Source organism: Sphingobacterium sp. BIGb0116 (genome assembly GCF_024808035.1).
GTDB classification, from domain to species: domain Bacteria; phylum Bacteroidota; class Bacteroidia; order Sphingobacteriales; family Sphingobacteriaceae; genus Sphingobacterium; species Sphingobacterium paramultivorum.
In genome coordinates this window covers 1-25,747 of the sequence record NZ_JANUDT010000008.1, presented here as the reverse complement: position 1 = coordinate 25,747, position 25,747 = coordinate 1, and the positions used below count along the sequence as shown (strand labels likewise).

19 protein-coding genes are annotated in these 25,747 nt (G+C 41.1%); 11 read left to right on the top strand and 8 right to left on the bottom strand.

Annotated features, from left to right (window positions below):
- The first annotated feature begins 99 nt into the window (after nucleotides 1–99).
- Nucleotides 100–1,236: an acyl-CoA dehydrogenase gene (locus M2419_RS18265; protein ID WP_159730690.1), complete on the top strand. Its 1,137-nt coding sequence runs from the start codon at nucleotides 100–102 to the stop codon at nucleotides 1,234–1,236.
- A 74-nt stretch (nucleotides 1,237–1,310) separates the two neighbouring features.
- On the opposite strand, the gene M2419_RS18260 is transcribed toward M2419_RS18265, so the two are convergent.
- The 5 genes from M2419_RS18260 to uvrB form a co-directional block, all read right to left on the bottom strand.
- The gene (locus tag M2419_RS18260) at nucleotides 1,311–1,685 is read right to left on the bottom strand and encodes a hypothetical protein (protein WP_259255500.1); all 375 of its coding nucleotides are present in this window, start codon (nucleotides 1,683–1,685) and stop codon (nucleotides 1,311–1,313) included.
- Nucleotides 1,686–1,724: 39 nt separating this feature from the next.
- Entirely contained in the window at nucleotides 1,725–2,975 is a 1,251-nt protein-coding gene (locus tag M2419_RS18255) for a glutamate-5-semialdehyde dehydrogenase (protein ID WP_259255499.1), read from the bottom strand.
- Nucleotides 2,972–4,003, bottom strand: coding sequence for a glutamate 5-kinase (proB, locus tag M2419_RS18250; protein WP_046672306.1), 1,032 nt, complete (start codon nucleotides 4,001–4,003; stop codon nucleotides 2,972–2,974). Before proB ends, M2419_RS18255 begins: the two co-directional genes overlap by 4 nt.
- A 365-nt stretch (nucleotides 4,004–4,368) precedes the next feature.
- On the bottom strand, nucleotides 4,369–4,959 hold the full coding sequence (locus tag M2419_RS18245; protein ID WP_259255498.1) for a PorT family protein: 591 nt from the start codon (nucleotides 4,957–4,959) through the stop codon (nucleotides 4,369–4,371).
- A 131-nt stretch (nucleotides 4,960–5,090) separates the two neighbouring features.
- Nucleotides 5,091–7,124 carry an excinuclease ABC subunit UvrB gene (gene uvrB, locus M2419_RS18240; RefSeq protein WP_182330275.1) on the bottom strand — a complete coding sequence of 678 codons (2,034 nt, stop codon included), beginning with the start codon at nucleotides 7,122–7,124 and terminating at the stop codon, nucleotides 5,091–5,093.
- A gap of 284 nt (nucleotides 7,125–7,408) precedes the next feature.
- Here uvrB and upp point away from each other — a divergent pair, with 284 nt between their 5' ends.
- From upp to M2419_RS18200, 8 genes are all read left to right on the top strand, one after another.
- Nucleotides 7,409–8,056, top strand: a complete 648-nt coding sequence (upp, locus tag M2419_RS18235) for a uracil phosphoribosyltransferase (protein ID WP_153847513.1) — start codon at nucleotides 7,409–7,411, stop codon at nucleotides 8,054–8,056.
- Nucleotides 8,057–8,160: 104 nt separating this feature from the next.
- A complete protein-coding gene (locus M2419_RS18230; protein ID WP_046672303.1) occupies nucleotides 8,161–8,634 on the top strand; it encodes a ribonuclease H-like YkuK family protein in 474 nt (157 codons plus the stop codon).
- 52 nt (nucleotides 8,635–8,686) lie between these two features.
- On the top strand, nucleotides 8,687–9,289 hold the full coding sequence (gene pnuC, locus M2419_RS18225) for a nicotinamide riboside transporter PnuC (protein ID WP_075990952.1): 603 nt from the start codon (nucleotides 8,687–8,689) through the stop codon (nucleotides 9,287–9,289).
- A gap of 23 nt (nucleotides 9,290–9,312) precedes the next feature.
- Nucleotides 9,313–9,846, top strand: coding sequence for an ATP-binding protein (locus M2419_RS18220; RefSeq protein WP_259255496.1), 534 nt, complete (start codon nucleotides 9,313–9,315; stop codon nucleotides 9,844–9,846).
- A gap of 151 nt (nucleotides 9,847–9,997) precedes the next feature.
- Entirely contained in the window at nucleotides 9,998–10,408 is a 411-nt protein-coding gene (locus M2419_RS18215) for a BrxA/BrxB family bacilliredoxin (RefSeq protein ID WP_070563263.1), read from the top strand.
- A gap of 341 nt (nucleotides 10,409–10,749) precedes the next feature.
- Complete coding sequence (locus tag M2419_RS18210) at nucleotides 10,750–12,315, top strand: amidohydrolase (protein ID WP_227550291.1); 1,566 nt, start codon at nucleotides 10,750–10,752, stop codon at nucleotides 12,313–12,315.
- Nucleotides 12,316–12,510: 195 nt separating this feature from the next.
- On the top strand, nucleotides 12,511–13,416 hold the full coding sequence (locus M2419_RS18205) for a GLPGLI family protein (protein ID WP_120333931.1): 906 nt from the start codon (nucleotides 12,511–12,513) through the stop codon (nucleotides 13,414–13,416).
- Nucleotides 13,416–16,076, top strand: coding sequence for a carboxypeptidase-like regulatory domain-containing protein (locus M2419_RS18200; protein WP_259255495.1), 2,661 nt, complete (start codon nucleotides 13,416–13,418; stop codon nucleotides 16,074–16,076). The genes M2419_RS18205 and M2419_RS18200 overlap by 1 nt, the downstream gene beginning before the upstream one ends.
- 133 nt (nucleotides 16,077–16,209) lie before the next feature.
- Here M2419_RS18200 and lipA read toward each other — a convergent pair whose 3' ends face one another.
- On the bottom strand, nucleotides 16,210–17,091 hold the full coding sequence (lipA, locus tag M2419_RS18195) for a lipoyl synthase (protein WP_046672297.1): 882 nt from the start codon (nucleotides 17,089–17,091) through the stop codon (nucleotides 16,210–16,212).
- A gap of 173 nt (nucleotides 17,092–17,264) precedes the next feature.
- Between lipA and M2419_RS18190 the strand changes: the two genes are divergently transcribed.
- Nucleotides 17,265–19,499: a beta-N-acetylhexosaminidase gene (locus M2419_RS18190; protein ID WP_228280071.1), complete on the top strand. Its 2,235-nt coding sequence runs from the start codon at nucleotides 17,265–17,267 to the stop codon at nucleotides 19,497–19,499.
- A 260-nt stretch (nucleotides 19,500–19,759) separates the two neighbouring features.
- Nucleotides 19,760–22,579, top strand: a complete 2,820-nt coding sequence (gene carB, locus M2419_RS18185; protein ID WP_120333934.1) for a carbamoyl-phosphate synthase large subunit — start codon at nucleotides 19,760–19,762, stop codon at nucleotides 22,577–22,579.
- 49 nt (nucleotides 22,580–22,628) lie between these two features.
- Here carB and M2419_RS18180 read toward each other — a convergent pair whose 3' ends face one another.
- Complete coding sequence (locus M2419_RS18180) at nucleotides 22,629–23,567, bottom strand: formylglycine-generating enzyme family protein (RefSeq protein ID WP_259255494.1); 939 nt, start codon at nucleotides 23,565–23,567, stop codon at nucleotides 22,629–22,631.
- 168 nt (nucleotides 23,568–23,735) lie between these two features.
- A complete protein-coding gene (locus M2419_RS18175; protein ID WP_259255493.1) occupies nucleotides 23,736–25,142 on the bottom strand; it encodes a Gfo/Idh/MocA family protein in 1,407 nt (468 codons plus the stop codon).
- Nucleotides 25,143–25,747: the final 605 nt, after the last annotated feature.

Here is a 25,747-nt window from a genome sequence, read left to right as displayed (position 1 = left end):
AAATGATTGTGAGTTGGGAGAAAACTTTTTGACAGCAAACCTTATTAGATATATAAGTTATCGGCTTGGTAACTGATGAACCAAAAAAACTGAAATGCCATGAATTTTGAATTAAGCGAAGAACATAAAATGATCCGCGACGCAGCGCGGGAATTCGCCCAGGAGCTAAAGGCTGGGGCAATCGAGCGCGATGAAGCCGCAAAATTTCCAACAGATTTTGTCAAGCAGATGGCCGAATTAGGATTTATGGGTATCATGACCCCCGAAGCTTATGGTGGAGCTGGCATGGATACCTTGGCCTATGTTCTTGTTCTCGAAGAAATTGCCAAAATTGATGCCTCTGCGGCCGTTATTGTATCCGCCCACAATTCCCTGGTATTATATGGACTCAATGCTTTTGGTACAGAGGAGCAAAAACAAAAGTACCTAGTTCCTTTAGCGAAGGGCGAGAAACTTGGCGCTTTTGCGTTATCAGAACCTGAAGCCGGTTCGGACGCCTCCTCGCAACACACAACCGCCGAAGATAAAGGAGATCACTATCTACTAAATGGCACAAAAAATTGGATCACCAACGGTGGCCATGCCGATATCTACCTTGTCGTTGCACAGACACATCCTGAAAAAGGCCACAAAGGAATCAATGTATTGATCGTTGAAAAAGGGCTGACGGGATTTACTATTGGTCCTAAAGAAAACAAATTGGGTATCCGCAGTTCTGATACCCATTCACTCCTATTTTCCGATGTTCAGGTTCCTAAGGAAAACCGCATCGGAGAAGATGGCTTCGGGTTTAAATTTGCCATGAAAACACTCGATGGCGGTCGTATCGGCATTGCAGCACAGGCCTTAGGAATTGCTGCCGGTGCTTATGATCTCGCTTTGGCTTACTCAAAAGAGCGAAAGACCTTTGGAAAACCAATTTCGGACCATCAGGCCATACAGTTTAAATTGGCCGATATGGAAGTCGATATCGAGGCAGCTCGACTTTTGACGTATAAAGCTGCCTGGACGAAAGACCAGGGACTTCCTTACGGTAAAGAAGCTGCCATGGCCAAACTACATGCATCGGAAGTCGCCATGAAACACACCGTAGAAGCTGTACAGATCCACGGTGGCTATGGTTACGTAAAAGAATATCACGTCGAAAGGTTAATGCGCGACGCAAAAATCACACAAATCTACGAGGGGACCTCTGAAATCCAACGTCTGGTGATCGCCCGCGAGATTCTGCGCTAAGCTGTCAGTCATGCTATGAACCCAAAAAGTGTCTAACTTTTTTGTGGCATTGCATGACTGACAGCTTTTTAAATTTAAAGGCTCTTCAACTTGTTGTCGATCATGGCAAGATATTGATAATCCTGAAAGGCAAAGCTTGCCGTTTCGGCCATCGCCAGATTCAAAATAAACTTTGCTTTGCGAAGTAGGTTCTCCTGATTGCCATCTGTAGCATTCAAACCATCAAACAACAAGGTTAAAGCCAATGGATGTAGTTGCTGTATTTGAAGATCTGTTTTGAGGTATGCCGAAAGCTCGCTTTCGGAAAGATTTAAAAAATAGGCTCTACTCTTTTCGAAGAATTTCTCATAAGAATCTTCAAACACTGTTGGATCAGTAGGCTCCGTAAAGGCATCATGGCCATCTGTCCAAATGCGAAGAAATTTACCAATTTCTTCGATCCAATTCATCAATACATCTTTTTTAAAACTTAATCCCATGATCTATGCTTATCTGATCTGTCCATTTCCACGGACAATCCATTTCTCTGTTACCAATTTTTCCAATGCAAATGGTCCGCGGGCATGTAACTTTTGGGTAGAGATACCGATTTCTGCCCCCAAGCCAAACTCACCACCATCCGTAAATCGTGTTGACGCATTGGCATACACCGCAGCTGCATCCACTGTATTTAAAAATTGTTCAATATGAAGTTCGTTAGAGGAAACAATACATTCCGAATGTTTAGAGGAATATTTTGCAATATGCTCCAACGCTTCATCTAAACTCCCAACCGTCTTTATTGAACACTTCAAATCTAAAAATTCTCTTCCAAAATCCTCTTCTTCTGCGTGCTTTAAATTTGAAAAACTTTCACCCTGCAGTACCTCATAAGCCGTAGAATCCGCGAAAACTTCCACCTGAGCATCTTCAAAATAAGTTTTCAATTTCCGTAGAAACTCGGGAGCAATAGCGCGATCGACCAAAACAGTATCTAAAGAATTACACACCGATGGCCTGGAAATTTTAGCATTAGCAACAATTTTAGCTGCCATATCCAAATCTGCTGTACGGTCCACATAAGTATGGCATACTCCCGCTCCTGTTTCAATGACAGGCACCTTAGCGTGCTCCCTGACATAATCAATCAACGACTGTGAGCCACGTGGTATGATAATATCAACATATTCGGTAGCCTCCAATAATTCCGAAACATGCTTCCTCTCAACAGGCAACAGTTGCACAATAGTTGTTGCAATACCATGCAGTTCCAAAATATTATGGATCACTTTCAACAGCGCTTCGTTGGTGTATAATGCATCAGAACCACCACGCAATAAACAAACGTTACCCGATTGAATACATAGTGCAGCAACATCTATCGTCACATTGGGTCGCGATTCATAGATTACCCCAACGACACCAAGCGGCACCGTAATTTTCTCGATCTCCAATCCATTCGGCAATATCTTTTTTAGTAATAGCTGATCTGTTGGATCCGCTAACTGAGCGATCTGCTTAACACTGTCTGCCAAACCTTTTAGACGATCGCTATTGAGCAAAAGACGATCCTTTTTGGGGTCGTCATCAGACATACGATCCAAATCAATCTTATTGGCTTGTAATATATCCGCAGTATGTGTGACAAGACCATCTGCGATGGCATTTAAAATAGCTATTTTGGTATCAGGAGCCAGTTGTTGCAAAATTTGTTTTGCTTTGGCCGCCGCCTGAAGTTGTTTTACGATGGATTCACTCATAACAATACGATATCATTTGCATGTGCAATTTCTACATTTTTTTTACTGGTTTGGGACAAAGCAGATGAATCCATCTTCGCCCGGGCAACGGCAACGGTTAAGCCTTCTAGATTGACGATATTTAACACTTCTCCTTTTTCAAAATGTTCAACGATACGGGTTACCCCCACGGCTAGTAAACTTTTGTGCTTCAATAATGCTTCCTCCGCTCCACGGTCAACCATCAATTCCCCTTTTATCAAACTTCCACTCGCAAGCCATTTCTTGCGGGAAGAGATCTTCTTACTTTGAGCCAGACACAATGTGCCAGTCTCGTGCTTAACCGCTTTTTGGATCGCCTCTTCGGTTTGCATACTAAAAATGACAACAGCGATCCCCATCTGATTGGCCAATCGGGCAAAGTTCAATTTCGAAGTCATTCCCCCCAATCCCACTGAAGATTTGTCCTTCCTTGCCAAACCTAAGATATCCCGATCGATGGTTTCAATTTGCGGTATAATCTTGTTGTTTGCATCCAACACACCGGGGACGGAAGTGCTAAACAATAACTTTTCGGCCCCAAAACCAACAGCAATCAAGGTTGCCAGCTCATCATTATCTGAAAACTTCAGTTCTTTATTACTCACCACATCATTTTCATTTGCGATTGGAATAACATTGTTCCGCCACAATTCCTCGTAGGTATTTTTTAATTGTAGAAATTGATCCCGATTGGAAAAATGATGTCGCTCGCATAAACTTTGCGCCAATGAAATTTTAAACGGTCGGAAATAAGTTGAATAAGTATTAATCAATATGGGGTTCCCAATTGCAGCAGCGGCCTTTCGTTCGGATAACGTCCCCGTATAACTGGGCAGAAAACGTTTACCGGCAGCAACAGCACCTGAAGAGACCAAGACAATATTGTATTTCTTTTGTAAGGAAGCAATCTGCCTAGCGATCTCCAAAACAATACGTTCATCAACTTCTCCCTCTTTCGTGGTAATAGAAGCCGATCCAAATTTGACAACGAGAATTGGCTTTTTCATTTTTTAGTATGTTTTAGTTTAGATTTGAGCACTAATTTACTGAGAAGAATTTGATTTACGCAAAATATGTTAACAATTGAACAATATAATTCAATTGAAAAACTCATGAAATAAGGTCGATTCCAATGGATCAGGAGACATCCGATGTGAAAGAAAGGAAAAGAATTAGAATAGATCCCAGAGGTCAATACAGATCTCAGAGATCAGTACAAATGACCTGAAGATGAAAACATAAAACTTGAGCTTACAAAAAAGCAGCAAATCCGATGATAACGATTTAAAAAAAACAGGTTCTTTCTGAGGCGATATAATTGATGGAGTGCTGCTTCCCGTTAAAGTTATATTAGTTGCTATTTTTTCAGTATCTAATGGAGGTCAAATCGTAAGCCAACATTGAACGTACGGTTATAGAGTTTTACATTTTCATTGACGCTCATATCCTTCATCCCATAATTAGAGCCAATGAAGAAACCATAGCCCCCATTCCATTTGTAACCTAAGTTAAAACCCAAACCATAGTCTGAAGGATTGGTCGTTGCATCGTAAAATTTTCCATCATTATTATTCACAGACATCTGTATACCATAATAGGGACTAGCAGCAAGATAAATCCGACCTTCTCCAACCGTAATATTATAAGCTATGTTTAAAGGAAGATCGATCGCATTTCTTCGGTATGTTGTCCAGTTATTTTCAAGAGCATGCTTTGCCTCCATACCATTTTGGGTAAAGTTTACTTCAGGCTGAATAGAGAGTCCACCAACGAGCGATATTTCAAGAAAAAGCCCTGCTGTAACACCCGAAATGCTTCGGAAGCTATAACTGTGCGTTCGTTTATTGGATACCAATGATCCGGCATTTGTGTACCCTGCGTTTATACCGTAGGAAATTTTACTTTGGCAGCATGCTGTGGAAAACACAGAAAACAGTATTATACTGCAGATTAAATGTTTCATATGTGGTCAATTTATTTACAATTGCCACAAATATGCACGGCGGAATCTTAATTTAAACGCTATTTAGCGTTGTTTAACAAATCTTAATATTGATTAACAATAATTAATACATATTAACAAACCGCCTTCCTTTACCATGGGAATCGCTCTTCATAGAGCTTCTCCAAGGAGAACATTTCATCACGGTATTTCGCTGCTTCCAAGAAGTCCATTTCTTTTGCTGCTTTATCCATTTTCTTCCGTACGTTATCGATCGCTTTCTTCAGATCCTTCTCACTGAGATACTGCATCACTGGATCAGCTGCAATGGCCTGCGACGGATCAGGTTCAACATAAATTTTAGGTTCAATACCCGAGAAATCAGCAACAGAAGTCTGCTCTAAGATCTCCTCTCTTGTTTTGCCGACTGTACGCGGTGTAATGCCATGTTCCAAGTTATATTTCATCTGCTTGTCTCGACGACGATTGGTCTCGTCTATCGTAACACGCATGCTATCGGTCATTTTATCCGCATACATGATTACTTTTCCCTTATCATTTCTGGCGGCACGACCAATCGTCTGGATAAGCGATCGTTCGGAACGCAGAAAGCCTTCCTTATCTGCATCGAGAATAGCAACAAGCGTGACCTCAGGTAAATCAAGCCCCTCACGGAGTAAGTTCACCCCGACCAGGATATCAAATTCACCCAAGCGAAGACCCCGTAAGATTTCCACCCGCTCCAAGGTTTTAATTTCGGAGTGTATATAACGGACTTTTAAGTTCAGCTTGGTCATATATTTGGAAAGTTCTTCGGCCATGCGTTTGGTCAATGTAGTAGCCAAAATACGTCCTCCTTCTTTGATGGTCTTATCCACTTCCTCCAATAAGTCATCCACCTGATTGATCGCTGGCCGCACTTCAATAATCGGATCCAGAAGTCCTGTTGGACGAATGACCTGCTCAACGACAACACCTTCGGTCTGCTGCAGTTCGTAATCGCCCGGAGTCGCCGATACATAGATTGTCTGATTCGTCAGGGATTCAAACTCCGGAAAGTTCAGTGGCCTATTATCCATTGCAGCGGGTAACCTAAATCCATGTTCCACCAAGGAAACTTTTCGCGATCGATCTCCGCCATACATCGCACGCAATTGCGGTAAGGTCACGTGGCTTTCATCGATGACCAACAGGTAATCCTCCGGAAAATAATCCAGCAAACAGAACGGACGCATCCCCGGTTGTCTACCATCGAAAAAGCGGGAATAATTTTCAATTCCCGAGCAATAGCCCAGTTCACGCATCATTTCCAAATCATAATTGACCCGCTCTTCCAAACGCTTCGCTTCAAGCATTAAGCCTTCCTCTTCCAGTTGCGTTTTCCGTTGCATCAATTCATCTTGAATAGCCCAGATCGATTCTTTGAATTTTTCCTTCGGTGTGACGAAGAGATTCGCCGGAAAAAGAGCAAGATCTTCCATCTTGTTGAGCGTTTTTCCTGAAACAGGGTCGATTTCACTCAGTTCATCAATTTCATCACCAAAAAAGGAAACGCGAATTGCAAAATCCAAATAGGCGGGATAGATATCCACCGTATCACCTTTAACACGAAAAGTACCCCGTTTAAACTCTGTGGTGGTACGTGAATATAAGATCTCCACCAATTTATGCAGGAAAGCATTTCTTGTGACAGTCATACCGACACCAAAACGAAAAATAGACCGGGAGAAATCCTCCGGATTTCCCATACCGTAGATACAGGATACCGAAGAAACGACTACGATATCACGCCGCCCCGACATCAATGACGACGTGGTTGCCAAACGCAACTTCTCGATTTCTTCGTTAATCGCTAAATCCTTCTCGATGTAGGTATTCGTCGAAGCAATAAAAGCTTCGGGTTGATAATAATCATAATAAGATACAAAATAGTTGACCGAATTATTGGGAAAGAACTGCTTGAATTCACCGTACAACTGAGCCGCCAATGTTTTATTGTGGCTTAAAATCAATGTTGGCTTTTGTGTTTCCTGAATCACATTGGCAACAGTAAAGGTCTTACCCGATCCCGTTACCCCCAAAAGCGTCTGGTATTGCTCTGCCTGCTCTACACCTGCAACCAACTGCTTAATTGCTTCTGGCTGATCGCCTGTGGGTTTGTACTCCGATGTCAATTCAAATTTCATATACTTCCTATTTCTTAAAGAAAACTATTCAGGCCTTTTCCAGCAAACATTGCACCACGAATTGCTTGAGCCGTAGGCTCAAAAACAGCTTTTGTGATCCGATGGTTTCAATCTGCAAAAAAGAGGATTTTTCGACCTGTGGTCCAGGCCATATCCTCCTACGGTCTTACACAAATTTACTAAAAATTTTACCATTTTAGCGCAAACTATAATAATACCATAGATGTTATTACTTTCAATTGATTATTTATTATCTTTAGTTTAATTGAACTAGCACACACGCCATGGTCACTATTCTATCTACCCAAAATAGCATTGCAAATCATTTTATTGCCGAGCTGAGAGATATCAGCATTCAACAGGATCGCATGCGCTTTCGTCGGAATCTGGAACGATTAGGTGAAATTTTCGCTTATGAAATCAGCAAGACGATGGCCTACAAACCTGTTGAAGTTGAAACTCCGTTAGGTGTGGCCAAAACCCATCTCTTGATGGAACAACCCGTGCTCGCAACAATTCTGAGAGCGGGCCTTCCCTTTCATCAGGGACTTTTAAACGTATTTGATCAGGCCGACAACACCTTCATTGCGGCCTATCGGCATACAAAAAAGAGCGGTGAGTTTGAAATTCATAAGGAATATGTCAATACACCAAACTTAGACAACCGTACAGTAATCATTGTAGACCCCATGCTGGCCACAGGAAAGAGCCTTGTTTTATGCTGTAAGGATCTACTGGCCGAATATGATATCAAAGAATTACACATTGTTGCGGCCATTGCATCCGAAGAAGGACTAAACCACGTTCAGGCTTTTGTACCCACGGCGCATATCTGGGTTGGTGACGTCGACCACGAACTGACCTCAAAAGCCTATATTGTACCTGGGCTCGGTGATGCCGGAGACCTGGCCTATGGTGTAAAACACCATTAATGTGGATAAATTATTTAAAACTAAATTAACACTTAGCTCATTGAAATTCAGTAAATTTATGTCAATGATGAAGTTTAATTTTTTTATATCTAATTTATATCGCTATGAGATGGCAAAAATACAATGGCGAATCCATTCGCTCCACGATTTTCGATGCTGTTGAAGAAGTCATTAAACGAGAAGATGCCCTAGGGAATAAGCTCAAGGTTTATATCGGCACCGATTCCCAAGTCAAGAGAGGCATCATCGACTTCGCAACAGTCATCGTCTTTCTCCGGGAACATAAAGGTGGATTTATGTTTATCCAACGGGACAAAAGGCACCACCGAATGAGCATTAAAGAAAGGATGCTACTCGAAGTCCAAAAATCCATCGATATAGCCTATCAACTCTGCCCCCTCCTCGAAAAACACAAAGTAGACCTCGAAGTCCACGCCGACATCAACACCAATCCAAATTTCCAGTCAAATGTTGCCCTGAAAGAAGCCATGGGCTATATTATGGGTATGGGATTTGTTTTTAAGGCCAAGCCCGAGTCTTTTGCCAGTACCAATTGCGCTAATAAACAGGTTCAATAATTGACTATAAGGCAGACTTTGTATATTTAGGGTGTAATTTTTAATACACCACATGCATGAATTTTTTCAGCAGATTGCACGTCAATTTGCCCAGACCTCTTGGCTCGAATGGTTAGGTACCCTGACAGGCTTTCTTTGCGTCTATTTGGCCGCTAAGCAAAATATATGGAACTGGCCGATTAGTATCATCAGCGTGGCGTCCTATGCTATTCTGTTTTATGATGCCAAACTATACGGAGATACTGTACTGCAATTCTACTTTCTGTCTACTGCTGTTTATGGCTGGTATTATTGGATAAAACGAAAAGAGGAAAAAAAGAAACCCATCGTCAAAGCCAGCAAGGGGCAGTTGCTCCTTTGCCTCCTGGCAATCCTCGTCCTGACACTGTCAATCGGTTATCTCCTCGATAGCAAGACAAATTCCGATGTTCCTTATATTGACGCTTTCTGCACGTCCGTAAGTTTTGTTGCTCAATTTCTGATGACACGCAAAGTGCTTCAAAACTGGCTCTTATGGGTATTTGTGGATATTTGTTATATCCCGCTCTATATACACAAAGACCTTATGCTGACCGCAGTACTCTACCTTGTTTTCACACTCATTGCTTGGAATGGCTATCGCGATTGGCAGAAAACCTATAAAAATTTTGCGTAATATTGCCTATCAAAACGATCGATGTGGGAAAAGATTTCATAAAAATTGCCGTTGTTGGCCCCGAGTCCACCGGAAAATCAACGATGGCACAATTTCTTGCGAAGGAATTTCAGACGGTATGCGTGCCCGAATATTCACGTTATTATTGCCAAAGCCTCAACAATAAATATACCTTACAGGACGAAATCAATATGTTTTATGGACAGGTCGCTTTGGAGGAAGCGCTGGTCCCTTTAGCACAAGGACAGCTCCTCATCTGTGACACCACCTTCCTTACGGTCAAAATTTGGTCAGATCATCTTTTCGGTCATACTCCACAGGAAGTCACCGATAAAATTCAACAACATGTTTATGACCTTTATCTGCTGATGGATATCGATCTACCCTGGCAGGATGACCCACTACGGGATTTTCCCGAACAGCGTGAACATTTCATGGAGATCTGGAAAAGCGAATTGAACGCCATTAGTGCGAATTATCATCTTATTTCGGGGCTCGGCGACCAACGTCTTGAAAATGGACTTCATACTGTAAAAGATTTTCTGACATTGATTTGAGACAAGTGTCTTGACGAAGCAGCCTTTTACAGCTATATTTGTAGGAATAAAATATAGCTTATTGTTTATGCGGAGTAAGTATACTTGCCCGGCGACAGAAAGCTTTATAGACACAATTAAAATAGAATATTAACATTTTACTTAAGAAATAATGTATCCAGAATATTTAGTAACTCCAATGCGTCAAGAGTTAGTTGATGCGGGATTCGAAGAATTAAAAACACCTGAAGCAGTTGATCAGGCTATCGCATCAGAAGGAACTGTTTTTGTGGTTGTAAACTCTGTTTGTGGTTGCGCTGCTGCAAATGCACGTCCAGCTGCAAAAGCTGCTGTAAAAAACGAAAAACACCCAGCCAAATTGGTGACTGTTTTCGCAGGTATGGAAACTGATGCAGTAAACACTGCACGTAACTACATGTTGCCTTACCCTCCATCTTCACCAGCAATGGCTTTATTTAAAGACGGGAAATTGGTACACATGATTGAAAGACATATGATTGAAGGTCGCCCGGCACAAATGATTGCTGACAATTTAGTTGCAGCATTTGACGAGTACTGTTAATCACGTATTTTGATTTTTGAATTAAAAAGGCTGTCCAAGTTATTTTGATAGCCTTTTTTGTCTATTGGATAATTCGTATTTTCCTTACTTTTCCTGCACGTCCCCTTTCATAACTTTACTGATGGTCCCCTGTCCGAACAATATGCGGCAACCCAGCATAGGCGCTTCACGTAAAGCAATTCGATCAGCCAAAACCTCAAGTCCGCATATCCAGCAGACCTAGCCCCAAGTCTAGTTTTAGTTTATTAAAAGCTTTTTCCTATTTTTAGGTTATGAAAACCTTCCCAATAATCATTTTTTTATTCTGCTTGACGATCATATCATGTTCACCGCAAACGAAAGTGGACCTTATTGTTTATCATGCGCAAGTATATACTGTAGATTCGGCTTTTAGTACAGCACATGCTTTTGCAGTCAAAGATGGTAAGTTTATTGCCATCGGTTCCGATGAAGAAATACAGCGAAAGTACAAAGCAGTAGAAAAAATTGACGCACAGGGGAAGGCCATTTATCCGGGATTCTACGATGCCCATGCGCATTTATTTGACGAAGCCGAACTAATGGATCAAGTCGATCTAAACGGCGCCGATTCTTTCGAGGAGGTTATTCAACGTGTCAAAAACTACCAACAAAAAAATCCGCACAAAACTTGGCTGATCGGTGGTGGCTGGGACCAAAATCGCTGGAAAGATAAAACTTTCCCAACCAAGGATCTACTCGACACAGCTTTCCCGGATATCCCCGTCTACCTCATGCGTGTAGATTATCATGCGGCGGTTGCGAACTCCAAAGCGCTCGAATGGGCAAAATTAATGAGTATCCCCATCATTCGCGGCGGTGTGGTCGGCGGGACTAATGATACTCCCAATGGTCTCTTGATCGACAATGCAATGGATCTTGTCAATAAGAAAATTCCGGTTCCGAGTGAAAAAGAATATTTAAGAATGCTCAAGCGGACGCAAGACTCTCTCCTTTCCGTTGGCCTTACCTCCATTGTAGACGCAGGTTTATCAAAAGAAAGACTCGATCTGCTAAAGAAATACTATCGGGAAGGGCAGTTGAAAATTAGAGATTATGCCATGATCCTAGGCAATCCCCAAAATATAAAGTCATTTATCGATCAGGGTTTCTATGAAACAGACCGTTTCGAGATCAAAGGATTTAAACTGCTCGCCGATGGCGCATTGGGATCCCGTGGTGCATGCCTCCTTGCGCATTACCATGATGCACCCACCCACGGCTTTCTCCTCCATAGCCCTCAAGAATACGAAGCAATGATCAAACAGATTGCCGAAAGTAAGTTTCAGGCAAATACCCATGCGATAGGCGATTCGGCCAATCGTATTATATTGGATATTTATGGCAAATACCTCCATAATAATGGCGATCGTAGATGGCGAATCGAGCACGCCCAAATTATATCGCCTGCAGATTTTGATAAGTTTCGAAAGTATCAAATCATACCATCTGTACAACCCACACATGCAACCTCCGATATGTACTGGGCCAAAGATCGACTCGGTGAAGAACGTATGAAAGGCGCTTACGCTTATAAGCATCTGTTGAAAGAATATGGAAAACTCGCATTGGGGAGTGATTTTCCGGTCGAACATTTCAATCCCTTATATGGTTTCCACGCGGCAGTAGCCCGTGTCGACAAAAAAGGGTATCCTAGCCACGGATTTCAGATGCAAGACGCGATAAGCCGTGAAGACGCTTTGAAAGGAATGACAATCTGGGCGGCATACTCCTGTTTTCAGGAGAAAAAAAGAGGAAGTATCGAAGTAGGAAAAGATGCCGATTTTGTTATCCTCGAAAAGGATATCTTGAAAATCCCGAATGAGCAACTGCGAAATGTAAAAACAGAACGGACAGTAATTGCAGGTGAGACTGTGTTTAAAAGATAACAATAGCTCATATGCCTAAACATGTCTACTAAACTTATATCGCTAACAATACAACATAGTTAACAAAAAAATCGCTAACAAATCAAACATTTCTTCACCTGCAGCAACCTCCTCTAGGGAGGATTACAAGGAAAAGTTTGAATAAATTTTCATGATTACGAATATTTCGTATATTTACGATATAAACATACATTTATGAAATATTCATTACCACTCCTATTATCCTTAGCGACACAGCTGTTATTTGCACAAGAGCGTACTCCAGCAATCGCTAAAGTACATTACGAATTCAAGCATGTAAATGACAGTACCCAACGGGATCAATTTATACGCGATGAAACAGTCGTTTACCTGAATCAACAGGCGAGCTACTACACATCATATTCATCCAAGCGCATGCAAGATGAGGTCAAAAAACAAATGGAGGGCCCCAGTTTCGACGGTACACTAAACATTACTACTCGTTCGACACCATCGAGCTCCTCCTATTTATTAGACGCCAATCAAAACAAAATGACCGAAGTGGTCAGCGTTGCCAGTGACAATTTTGCCATTCCACAGGTTTACCCTATTCAAGATTGGGAAATACTGGGTGACCGCAAAGAAATTGGTGGCTACAATTGCCAGAACGCAAAAACAACATTCAAAGGCCGAACCTATATCGCCTGGTTTACAACCGAACTGCCGTTTTCCTATGGTCCGTGGAAACTTCATGGCCTTCCTGGCCTAATTCTGGATGCCCGTGACACAAAAAATGAAGTGATTTTTGCTTACGCCGGATTCGACAAAATTGAGGATGGCAAAACATCGGTGGCCCTGCCGCAAAACGCCATCGTAAGTACTGCAGAAGAGGTGAAAAAAGTTCAGGAAGCCTTTAAGGCCAATCCACAAGCTTATATGCAAGCCCAATCGGGAAAAAACAGAACCATCAGTGTAGGTTCATCGGGAAATATGGTTGCAGTGAGATCCAGTTCCGGCTCCGGAGGAGGCTCCCCTGCTGGTGCTTTGGATCCGTCAAAAATAAAGAGTTTCAATATTTCAAGAGACGATAAATACAAACCTTCAAAAGTTACCAACAATCCGATAGAGCTGACGCCTTAATGAAAGTATTTTTATGTTTATTTATAGTCGTTTTGCTTGGGCAAATGACCTTTGCCCAGCAAACGATTAGTGGAACGGTCCAAGTGGATAAGATGCAGCATCCCGTACCCTTTGCCAGTGTCAACATCCTTTCAGACAACAAAATCATCGCTTTCAAACCGACAGATAAAGAAGGGCGTTTTACAATTACATTAACAAAGGACTATGCAAGCCTCTACCTGCAGATCAATCACCTTACTTACGAAAAATTTGAGCTCAAACTTGGCACGCAGACATCCAATCTTCGGATCGCCCTCGTACCAAAAACCAATCTACTACAAGATGTCATTGTAAAGAGCAAACCTAAAGTAAGCCGTTCAAATGATACAATCTCTTACGACGTCGGATCTTTTGCCAAAGAAGAGGATCGAAATATAGGCGACGTAATCAAACGTCTTCCGGGTATGGAAGTTACTGAATCGGGTCTTATTAAATACCAGGACAAAACCGTTTCTAAACTTTACATTGACGGTGACGATCTATTGGAAAATCGCTATGGTGTAGGTACACGGACAATCCCGCATAAAATGGTAAAGGACATTCAGGTACTCGACAATCACGAACATTATAAAGTCCTTAAAAATAAAAGGTTTACAGACGACGTCGCCATAAATCTCGTTATCAAAGAGGAAGCAAAGCTAAAACTCACTGGGCAGGCCAAAATTGGCGTCGGCACGCCCAATCTCTATGATCCTGAATTGAACTCAATCCTATTCAACAAAAAAGTTAAGATGTTGAATGTCCTCAGCGGTAATAATACCGGCAATGATCTTTCCGGAGATATCATCGGCGCCAATCAGTCCTCTTTACTGGCCAAGTTTGGCAGCTCGCCCATCAACAATCTCCTGGCGACGAGCACAACAGGCAGTCCAAATATTCCTAAAAGCAACTATTATTTCAACAATACAGGTTCGCTAAACACCAATAACCTATATAACCTTAAGAATCACTGGCAGCTAAAATCAAATATTCAGGTTTTATACGACAACGATAGGCAAAATAATACCTCAAGCACACAATACCTGCTCGATGATGGCGACGTCTATTTTAATGAGCAAAATCACCTGAAAACAGCGCGATGGCTCGGCGCAGCCAGACTTTCGGCATCCACCAATACGGAAAAGAAATATGCGAGTAATGCCTTGTCATTTGAGTATGAAAAAAAAGATATAACAGCATTGTTGGCAAACTCTTCAGGCCAGATCGAGCAGTTCCAAAAACACCACATCAAGGGATTCAGCAACTTGTTCAGCTATATACCCCAACTTAAAAACAATGACATTATTGCAATCAACTGGTCTTTAAATTATGGTAATAAACCACAGACTTTACAGATCTATCCTGGGGTTTTTCCAGAAATACTCAACGATAGCATTCCCTATAAAAGTAGTCGCCAGCAAATTGAAGTTCCTTCCTTTTTTACGGAGATCAGTACAGGTTATCGCTTCAATAAAGGCAGAATCAAGCAATACTATCAAATTGGCTTCAATACAGATCGCCAACACTTCAACTCGCTCCTTGCAATAGCGGATAATGATCAACATATTCGAACATTGGGCGATAATACCCGTAATGATCTGCATTGGAGCAGGTCCCAAGCATTTATTACTCCTCAATATTCATGGAAAACAAATCGGTTTGAAACCCAGCTCGACATCCCGGTCACCTATTTATTTACGCATTATGAAGACGTCAGTCATCAGCTGTCCACTTCCAAAAATTCTGTGCTGATCAATCCTAATTTAAAAGCGAGATGGCAGGTTTCTCAAGAAGACTATCTTCAATTTAACTATCAATTTGCGCAGGACATTGGCAACATAGAAGATATATACCGTGGTGCAGTATTACGGAACTATAGAATGCTCAGCCAAAATAATGCAACGCTAAATGAATCAAAAAAACATACATTTAATCTCAATTATAACTTAGCCCGTACCCTAAAAGTATTATTTGCAAATGCTGGTATTAGCTATTCAAGATCGCTTTCCAACACGATATTATCTTCCGTTATAAAAAATAACATCACCGAAAATATCTTGGTCAATATGGATAACCTTCAGGAGCGCTGGTCTTCTCAGATCGGGTTTGATAAATATATTTTCCCCCTGGCAAGTACCCTCAAACTAAAAGCAAGCATTTCTCACTTCAAATACAATCAATTGTTAAACAATGCCCTAGTCCCTATTCGAAGTATGAGCTATCTATTTCAACCCAGTATAGAAGCTAAAGTCTTTAAATCTTATAACATTTCCTATTCAGGACTATTCAATTGGAGCAGGAGTAAACAACAGGGTCTGGACAATACGATCCAAAATAAAACCACCACAATGATGCATAATATAGGTTTTCCGACCAGCCCCTTCAAAAACGGCTTTATGCGGCTAAACCTGCGCAATCTTGCCACCTTTCAAACAAACATGAAGAATGCAAGTTATACCTTCATAGACTTTTTTACGCGCTACAAGGTCAACAAGTGGAAAATGGATTTCGAATTGGAAATGAATAATTTGGCCAATATCAAAAACTATCGTACTTATCTGATGACGGCCAATATGATTTCCCAGAATGAATTTGAACTTCGCGGAAGAACAATTTTACTCCGCACAGTTTTTAACCTTTAAAGCATCAGACCACATCGGAAAGAAACAATTGCGTTGGGCTATAAAAAAAAGAAGCCTGAGCAAAAAAATCACTCAGGCTTCTTTTTATATCTTGCGAAAAGTATTCTTTGTTAAAAAACTTTAGAACTGTTTTCTATTGCATATCGAATAAATGTTTCTCAGCATGATAAGAAGAACGAACCAACGGTCCAGACTCCACATACTTGAATCCCATTTCTAAACCAATTTTCTGATATTTCTCAAATTGTGCAGGTGTAATCCATTCGATTACAGGATGGTGAGCTTTCGTAGGCTGTAAATATTGACCTAATGTCAAAATATGCACCCCGACGTTATATAAATCTTGCATTGCCTCGATAACATCTTCCTCAGTTTCACCTAAGCCAAGCATAATACCAGATTTTGTACGGAGTCCAGCTTCAGAAATGCGACGTAGGCACTCGAGTGAACGATCGTATTTAGCCTGAACGCGAACTTCTCTTGTCAAACGACGGACAGTTTCGAGGTTGTGCGAAACAACTTCGGGACGTACTGCGATCACGCGGTCCAAATTATCCCATTGTCCTTTAAAATCTGGCAAAAGTGTTTCCAGGGTTGTTTCTGGGCTTTCTCTACGGATTGCATTGATTGTCTCCGCCCATATTATCGAGCCACCATCTTTTAGGTCATCACGATCTACCGAAGTGATCACACAGTGTTTCACCTGCATTAACTTGACAGAATTGGCGACACGATTGGGTTCATCCAAATCAACCGCCAAAGGACGACCGGTTGCTACCGCACAAAATGAACAAGAACGCGTACAGATATTTCCCAAAATCATGAAGGTTGCCGTTCCAGCCCCCCAACATTCGCCCATATTCGGGCAATTTCCACTCTCACAAATTGTATGTAATTTATGCTCGTCTACAAGACTTCTGACATGTCTATACTCTTTACCAACAGGCAATTTGACACGCAACCAATCAGGCTTGCGTTGTGCAGGAGTTGCCGGAATAACTGGAAGTTCAATCATACAACAAAGTTAAGGATTAAAAATGTAATTTCTAACCGTCAATTTGTTGGTTTTATATCATAAAAAATGACCGATTGCCACCAATAATAGAATTATGAAACAAAAATTAGGATATTTGTGTTGATTATCATTAATCTAATAACAAAACTATGCGACTGAGCCGATCTTTATCCATGTTGTTACTTGGGGGTGCAACCATCTTTACTGCACATGCCCAAACCAACTTTGACATTATACCCAAACCTTCGAAAATCACATTGGCTACGGGAACATACGCTATCTCTACACATCTTCAGGTTATTGTTTCAGATGAATTTCAGGAGGCGACACAACTGCTTACTGAACACCCAGCTATCAAAAGCCTAGCTGTCGAAGTACTCAAGAAAAATAAAAAAGGTCCAAAAGAAGGCTTTCGCATTATTAAAGCAGTTGATGCAGATAACCTTAGCAAGAACGCCTATTCCATCCAAATCGATGAAAAAGGCCTGCTGCTCAGGGCCTGGAATGTACCCCAGGTTATCAATGGGATTTACACACTGGTTCAATTGGGCTATCTACAAGCTGATCCAAGTAAAATAGCCTATGCGACTATAGTCGATGAGCCACGATTTGCCTACCGTGGCTTACACCTGGATGTATCGCGCCATTTTATGCCGCTATCTTTTGTAAAAAAGTATATCGACATCATGGCCATCTATAAATTCAACAACTTTCATTGGCATTTAACTGATGGAGCGGGATGGCGGCTGGAGATTAAGAAATACCCCGAGTTAACACAAAAGGCGGCCTGGCGTACACATACGGGCTGGAAAGATTGGTGGAACAATGGTCGTCAGTATGTAGAAAAAGGGAAGCCAAATGCCAGCGGTGGATTCTATACGCAGGAAGAAGCCCGCGAATTGGTCGACTATGCAGCCCGCAAAGGAATCAATGTTATTCCTGAGATAGAAATGCCCGGGCATTCGGAAGAAGTATTGGCCGTATATCCAGAACTCTCCTGTTCCGGAAAGCCCTATGGTCAGGGAGAATTCTGTATCGGCAATGAAAAAACCTTTGAATTTTTAAAAAATGTTTTGGATGAAGTCCTCACGATATTCCCTTCCCAGTACATTCATATCGGCGGTGATGAAGCTGAGAAAAAGCATTGGGAAACCTGCCCAAAAGATCAGGCGCTCATGCAAAAAGAAGGATTAAAATCTGTCGACGAATTGCAGAGCTATGCTATCAAACAAATGGATCTATACCTGCAATCCAAGGGTAGAAAGCTGATCGGTTGGGACGAAATCCTCCAAGGGGGGCTCACCGAAGGAGCTACCGTCATGAGCTGGCGCGGTGAAGATGGCGGCATAAAGGCCGCAAATGCAGGCCATGATGTCATCATGACTCCCGGTTCACACCTTTATTTTGATTCTTATCAGACAGACCCTCGGACACAGCCTGAGGCCATCGGAGGTTACCTTACACTTGATAAGGTTTATTCGTATGATCCTATTCCAGCTGCCATACAAGGAGATAAGGCGAAGCATATCCTCGGAGCACAGGCGAATATATGGACAGAATATGTACCTACCACCGAGCACCTCGAATATATGGTTTTCCCACGGGCATTGGCTTTGGCGGAGGTCAATTGGACGAATAAAGATGGAAAAAGCTGGACTGACTTTCAGCGAAGACTGCAATCACATTATAAGCTTTTACAAGATCTAAACGTCAATTATTATCGTCCTTCCTTTAATGTCGCTTATACAGCAACATACAATGCCGCTAAAAACAACAATAAAATTACGCTGACAACGGAGCAACTAAAAACGGATCAGATCCGATATACTATTGATAGCAGTGAGCCTACGATCTTGTCTACGCCATATACTGGACCATTTGAACTCAGCTCAACAGGTCATATCAATGCCGCTTATTTTCAAGATTCTATCAAAATAGGTCCAACCCTATCCTTTGATATTGACATTCATCGTGCTATCGGAAAAAAAGTAACGTACAACACAGCATGGTCTGGATATCCAGCACAAAAAGATTCTACCTTAACTAACGGAATCATGGGCGGTCTTTCCTATCACGATGGTCAATGGCAAGGATTCACCAGTCCGATTGATGTTGTTGTCGATATGGAACGAAGAGAAGAAATACACCTGGTAGCCATGAATTTTATGCAGATGATTGGCCCGGGCGTTTATATGCCAGGAGAAATGGAAGTCCTACTTTCGGATAATGGCCGTACCTTCAGATCCGTAGGAACAATCAAAAATGACATATCCGATAAAGAATCCAAGTTGACTTTCAAAAGGTTTGAACTCAAACTTGACAAAGCCCAACAGGCTCGTTATATAAAAATCAAAGCCAGCAATCCAAAAAAAGGCTACTTGTTTACGGACGAAATCATCATTTATTAAACAAATCAACCCCATTATTGCCTACGAGTTGGAAAACATATCGCTTATGTTTTCCAACTCGTTTTTGTTTTTTCAGGACCACTTTTCTAAAAAACTACATTTTTTCTGAAATATTCTTAAAATAAATAGTTAATTTTCAAAATTTAAAATGTAACTTTGCACTCCGACAAAGCAGTCGGAATGACCCTTCCCCATGAGCTACTTTTGATTGTCTTTGCTCAGATTTACAATAGGAAATTTAATTTTTTGAACTAGATATAATGCCAAGAAACACTTCCATTAAGTCGGTTTTAATCATCGGATCAGGTCCCATCGTTATCGGTCAAGCTTGTGAATTTGATTATTCTGGATCTCAAGCATCCCTTTCATTGAAAGAAGAAGGTATTGAAGTATCCATCATCAACTCAAACCCTGCAACAATCATGACGGACAAAGTTGTTGCAGACAATGTCTACTTACTTCCATTAACATGCGAAAGTATTGAAGAAATTTTGCAAAAACACAACATTGACGCTGTACTTCCTACCATGGGTGGCCAGACTGCTTTGAACTTATGTATCGAAGCTTCTAACCTAGGTCTTTGGGAAAAATACAATGTAAAAGTTATCGGTGTTGATGTTGCTGCCATTGAAAAAACTGAAAACCGTGAAGAATTCCGTCAATTAATGGTTGATATCGGTGTGGGCGTTGCAACATCCAAAATTGCAAACTCATTCCTTGAAGGTAAAGAAGCGGCACAAGAAATTGGCTATCCGCTTGTTATACGTCCATCTTATACTCTTGCAGGTACAGGAGGTGGATTTGTTCACAGAAAAGAAGATTTTGATGCGGCCTTAAATAGAGGTTTACACGCTTCACCAACACACGAAGTTTTGGTAGAACAAGCGGTATTAGGCTGGAAAGAATTTGAGTTGGAATTACTTCGTGATACCAACGACAATGTTATCATCATCTGTACCATTGAAAACTTCGATCCAATGGGTATCCACACTGGAGACTCAATCACTGTTGCACCAGGCATGACATTGTCAGACAAATGTTATCAAGATATGCGTAATCAGGCTATTCTGATGATGCGTTCTATTGGTACATTTGCAGGTGGATGTAACGTTCAGTTCTCTGTAAACCCAGAAAACGAAGAGATCATTGCCATCGAAATCAATCCACGTGTATCACGCTCTTCGGCTTTAGCATCGAAAGCAACGGGTTATCCGATTGCGAAGATTGCAGCTAAATTGGCGATTGGTTACAACTTGGATGAATTGCAAAATCAGATCACAAAGACAACATCCGCATATTTTGAACCAACATTAGACTATGTGATCGTTAAGATCCCTCGTTTCAACTTCGATAAATTCAAAGGAGCAAACAAGGAATTAGGTCTACAGATGAAAGCGGTAGGTGAAGTAATGGCAATCGGCCGTACATTTATCGAAGCTTTACAGAAAGCTTGTCAATCATTGGAGACTGGCCGCGCTGGTTTAGGTGCTGACGGTCGTCAATGGAGAAACCTTGACGAAATCATGGACAGTTTGGAACATCCAAGTGGTGACCGTTTATTCCATATCAAAGATGCTTTCGAATTAGGCGTTCCTTTGGAATCTATCCGTAAGGCAACACGTATCGACAAATGGTTCTTAGTACAGATCCAAGAGTTGGTACACCTTGAGCAAGAATTACGTCGTTATCAATTGAATAATATTCCACGCGATTTCTTCATGACCTTAAAACAAAAAGGTTATTCAGATGTACAAATCGCATGGTTATTAGGAAATGTAACAGAGGATCAAGTTTACGATCGTCGTAAGGAGTTAGGTATCAACCGTGTTTACAAAATGGTAGATACTTGTGCTGCAGAATTCCCTGCACAAACACCATACTACTATTCGACATTCGAAGAAGAAAACGAATCGATCTCTTCAGATAAAAAGAAAATCATCGTTTTAGGCTCAGGTCCTAACCGTATCGGTCAAGGTATCGAGTTCGATTACTCCTGTGTACACGGTTTATTGGCGGCTAAAGAATGTGGTTACGAAGCGATTATGGTTAACTGTAACCCAGAGACTGTATCGACAGACTTCAATATGGCTGACAAATTATACTTCGAGCCCGTATTCTGGGAGCATGTACGTGAGATCATCGAATTAGAAAAACCAGAAGGTGTTATCGTTCAGTTGGGTGGACAAACGGCTCTTAAAATGGCTGAGCGTCTAGAGCAACTTGGCGTAAAAATCATCGGTACTTCATTTGAGAATATGGACTTGGCAGAAGATCGTGGCCGTTTCTCCGATCTATTGAAAGAATTGGAAATTCCATATCCAAGATACGGTGTAGCAACTTCAGCAGAAGAAGCATTACAAGTTGCAAACGAAGTTGGATATCCAGTATTGGTTCGTCCTTCTTACGTATTGGGTGGACAAGGCATGAGCATTGTTATCAACGATGAAGATTTAGAAAAAGCTGTTGTCAACTTGTTGAAAAACCTTCCTGGAAACCATATCCTGATCGACCACTTCTTGGATCGTGCAGAAGAAGCTGAATCAGATTCAATCTGTGATGGTGAAGATGTACACATCATTGGTATGATGGAACATATTGAACCTGCTGGTATCCACTCGGGAGACTCTTCAGCTGTATTGCCTCCATTTGGCCTATCACAAGCTGTTCAGGATAAAATGGAAGAATATTCCATTAAACTAGCAAAAGCATTGAACGTAAGAGGTCTATTAAACATTCAGTTTGCTGTAAAAGGTGAAAATGTATATGTTATCGAGGCTAATCCACGTGCATCACGTACGGTTCCTTTCATCGCTAAAGCTTATGATGTTCCTTACATCAATATTGCAACTAAAGTTATGTTGGGTGTTAATAAATTGAAAGACTTTACAATAGAACGTAAACTGAAAGGATACGCGATTAAAGAACCTGTATTCTCTTTCAATAAATTCCCTGAAGTAGACAAGCAATTAGGCCCTGAGATGAAATCAACTGGTGAAGCAATTCGCTTTATCAAAGATCTTCAAGATCCTTATTTCAGAGAATTGTACAATCAAAAATCAATGTTTTTGAATGCACAATAAGACATATCAATAATATAAAATAGAAAAGGCTTGCAAATGCAAGCCTTTTCTATTTTATATCTTTTACACAGCGAAACCCAACATTATTTGTAGGACTGTTGACCTCCCCTTTTCCTCTGCTTCCGGCTTTATACCTTTCGCAATATTGATCATTGCAAAGAAATGACCCTCCCCGCTGAACGCGTTTTTCAAGATTTGGTTCCTGCGGATCATAAGAATCTTGTGGTCCTTTGGGGTTAGCAGTTGTACTATGCTGATAATAATCGGGTCTATAAAAATCAGCACACCATTCCCACACATTCCCTTCCATATCGTACAGTCCCAACGCATTTGCCCGAAATGATTTTACAGGCGCAGTCCCCTCAAAGCCATCTTCTTTCGAATCTTGTACAGGAAATTTTCCCTGGTAAATATTGGCGCTCCATTTACCATTAGGCTTCAAGTCCTTGCCCCAATAATACAAGTCATCGTTTGCATCTTTACGTCCTCTAGCCGCATATTCCCATTCCGCTTCTGTAGGTAATCGTTGGCCTGCCCATTTCGCGTAAGCTGCAGCATCTTCATAGGCAACCTGAACAACCGGATAATTCATTTTATCCTTTATCGAGCTATTCGGTCCCTCGGGATGTTGCCAGTTTGCACCAGGGACATACTCCCACCACATCAGATAATTGTTTAATGAATTGAGTTCTTTAGGTTTGGAAAATACAGCCGATCCCGGAACTAACATCTTGGGATCCACCCCTGGAAAATCTTTCGGATCCAGCTCCCGCTCAGCAACAGTTATATAACCTGTCTCCTTTACAAACTGCGCAAACTGTGCATTTGTGACCTCATGTTCGTCCATATAAAATGAATTCAGTTGCACCTGATGTAAAGGCTTACTATCTTCAAAGTTCGAACTTCCCATCAAAAATTTGCCCCCTTCGACTAATATCATCTTGTCCGTAGTCTTACTTTTTAACTGAGCAATTTGGGATTTTATCATACCTGCGCGCGTAGGTATATTTTCCCCAACACAACAGGAAAGTGTATCCTTGGTGGAAAATAACGATAAACAGGTAATTAGAGTCAGATTGAATAACATAATTAAAGATAAACATAAAAGGGGAACAATAAAAAGTTCCCCTTCAATAAGTCATTTTATATAAGAGGGCTATACGCCCAATTGTATATTTTCTTTTTTCGCTGATCTAGAACGAATAGGCGTATTTCCACCGCCTTTTAACGTGATTTCTACCGGCGTATTATTTTTCCATGCACCCTTTGTAAAATCCGGTACATCAACTGTTTTACAGTTCTTTTCTACAGATTCGAAACTCAATGGCACGATACAGCTCCATGAAGCAGCATCATAGACATCCTGGTCCAAAGGTAATCCGTTGCGCAAACAGTCAATCAGACGCCAGTCCATCATAAAATCCATCCCACCGTGTCCACCAACCTGTTTTGCCTGCTCACCAATATATTTCACCAATTCTGGTGTGTATTTATCGTACAGTTCTTTTAATTTCTGTTCTGTAATGAATTCATGGCCAAAAGCAATATTCTCCGTAGGATACTTTTGTGCAAACCCTTTGGTTCCACTTAGTGTATGTAATCTAGAGTAAGGTCTAGGAGAAGTGACATCATGCTGCAGCATAATCGTTTTTCCTTTTGCGGTGCGGATAAGCGTTGTATTCATATTACCGCGGTATTTCTTTCCGACAAATTCCTGAAAAAAAGAATCCTTGGCCGCTAGCTCTTTTGCTTTTTCTCCCATCATAAAATCATTGGAAGACATTGCCACAAGATGATCCATCTTATCCCCTCTATTGATATTTAAGCATTGTGCCACAGGCCCAAGTCCATGAGTAGGATATAGATTTCCATTTAATTTTATATTTTCTCTCAGGCGCCACATGTTATCATAGCCATTCTTTGCAAAATTAAGATCAAGCAAATCGTGAATATAAGCACCCTCGGCATGGACGAGTTCGCCAAACAAGCCTTGGCGCACCATATTCAATGTCAGCATTTCGAAGAAATCATAACAGCAATTTTCCAGCATCATACAATGCTTTTTAGTCGCTTCAGATGTCTTCACGACCTCCCAACAATCTTTGATCGTCAAAGCAATCGGCACTTCACAAGCCACGTGATTACCCGCTTTCATCGCGGCAATACTCATCGGAGTATGATAATCCCAAGGCGTACAAATATAGACGAGATCGAGTTTCTCTTCTTTCAACAAGGATTTCCAGCCATCTTCACCTGAATACGCTTTCGGAGCTGTTAGACCTTTCGATGTAACGATTTTTGTTGCGCGCTCAACCCGATCCGGATGTTTGTCGCAAAGTGCGACAATTTCGCATCCCTCAATAAAGGATAACCGTTCAACAGCACCAGGACCGCGCATGCCCAGTCCAATCACCGCTACTCTGACTTTATCAATTTTTGGAGCTGCATGGCCACACATATTAAACGACTCTGCTGCCGTATTGGCATTGACCAAAGTAGGGAGTGAAACAGCCAGTGATGACAATATTCCGGCCTTTTTTAGAAAATCTCTTCTAGAATCCATAATTTAAAGTTCATATAAATTTAAAGGGACCAATTGGTCCCTCTAAAAAATCACCTATTTTAAAACAAACTAAACAGTCAATAGAAAAATCCTTTTGGATTGGATTTATATTTGGTTCTTATGTAAGAACTTAATCTCTATAACAATAATATAACACTTTTTTCTAAATAAAAAATGAAACTTGAAAGCAATCGTTTGCTTAATCTACACAAACGATTGCTTAATTTTTTATCTTCGTTGTTTTTCAATCGATATTCATCAGCCACAAAGTTTTCAATAATGAAATCCCTGATAGGATAAGCCCATCATAACCGGTTACCCTAGCAGGGAATATCGAGCTGCATTTGCTATCGTTATACAATTGTAACTACACAGAGGTATAGCTGCAGGTATAATGTTATATTACGTTCCTGATCAGGATGTGTAAATAAGAAGATCAACTTATGTGGCTAATGACATTTGCCAATAAAGCTTAATAATAGAGTAGAATAGCTGTATAGCATGTAATTATGAGAGCTATATCTGTAACCACTACCTGTATACTTCCCAACAGTCGGATAGCATATACAACTGCTTATTACAAGTAGCTACTGCAAGGCCATTGA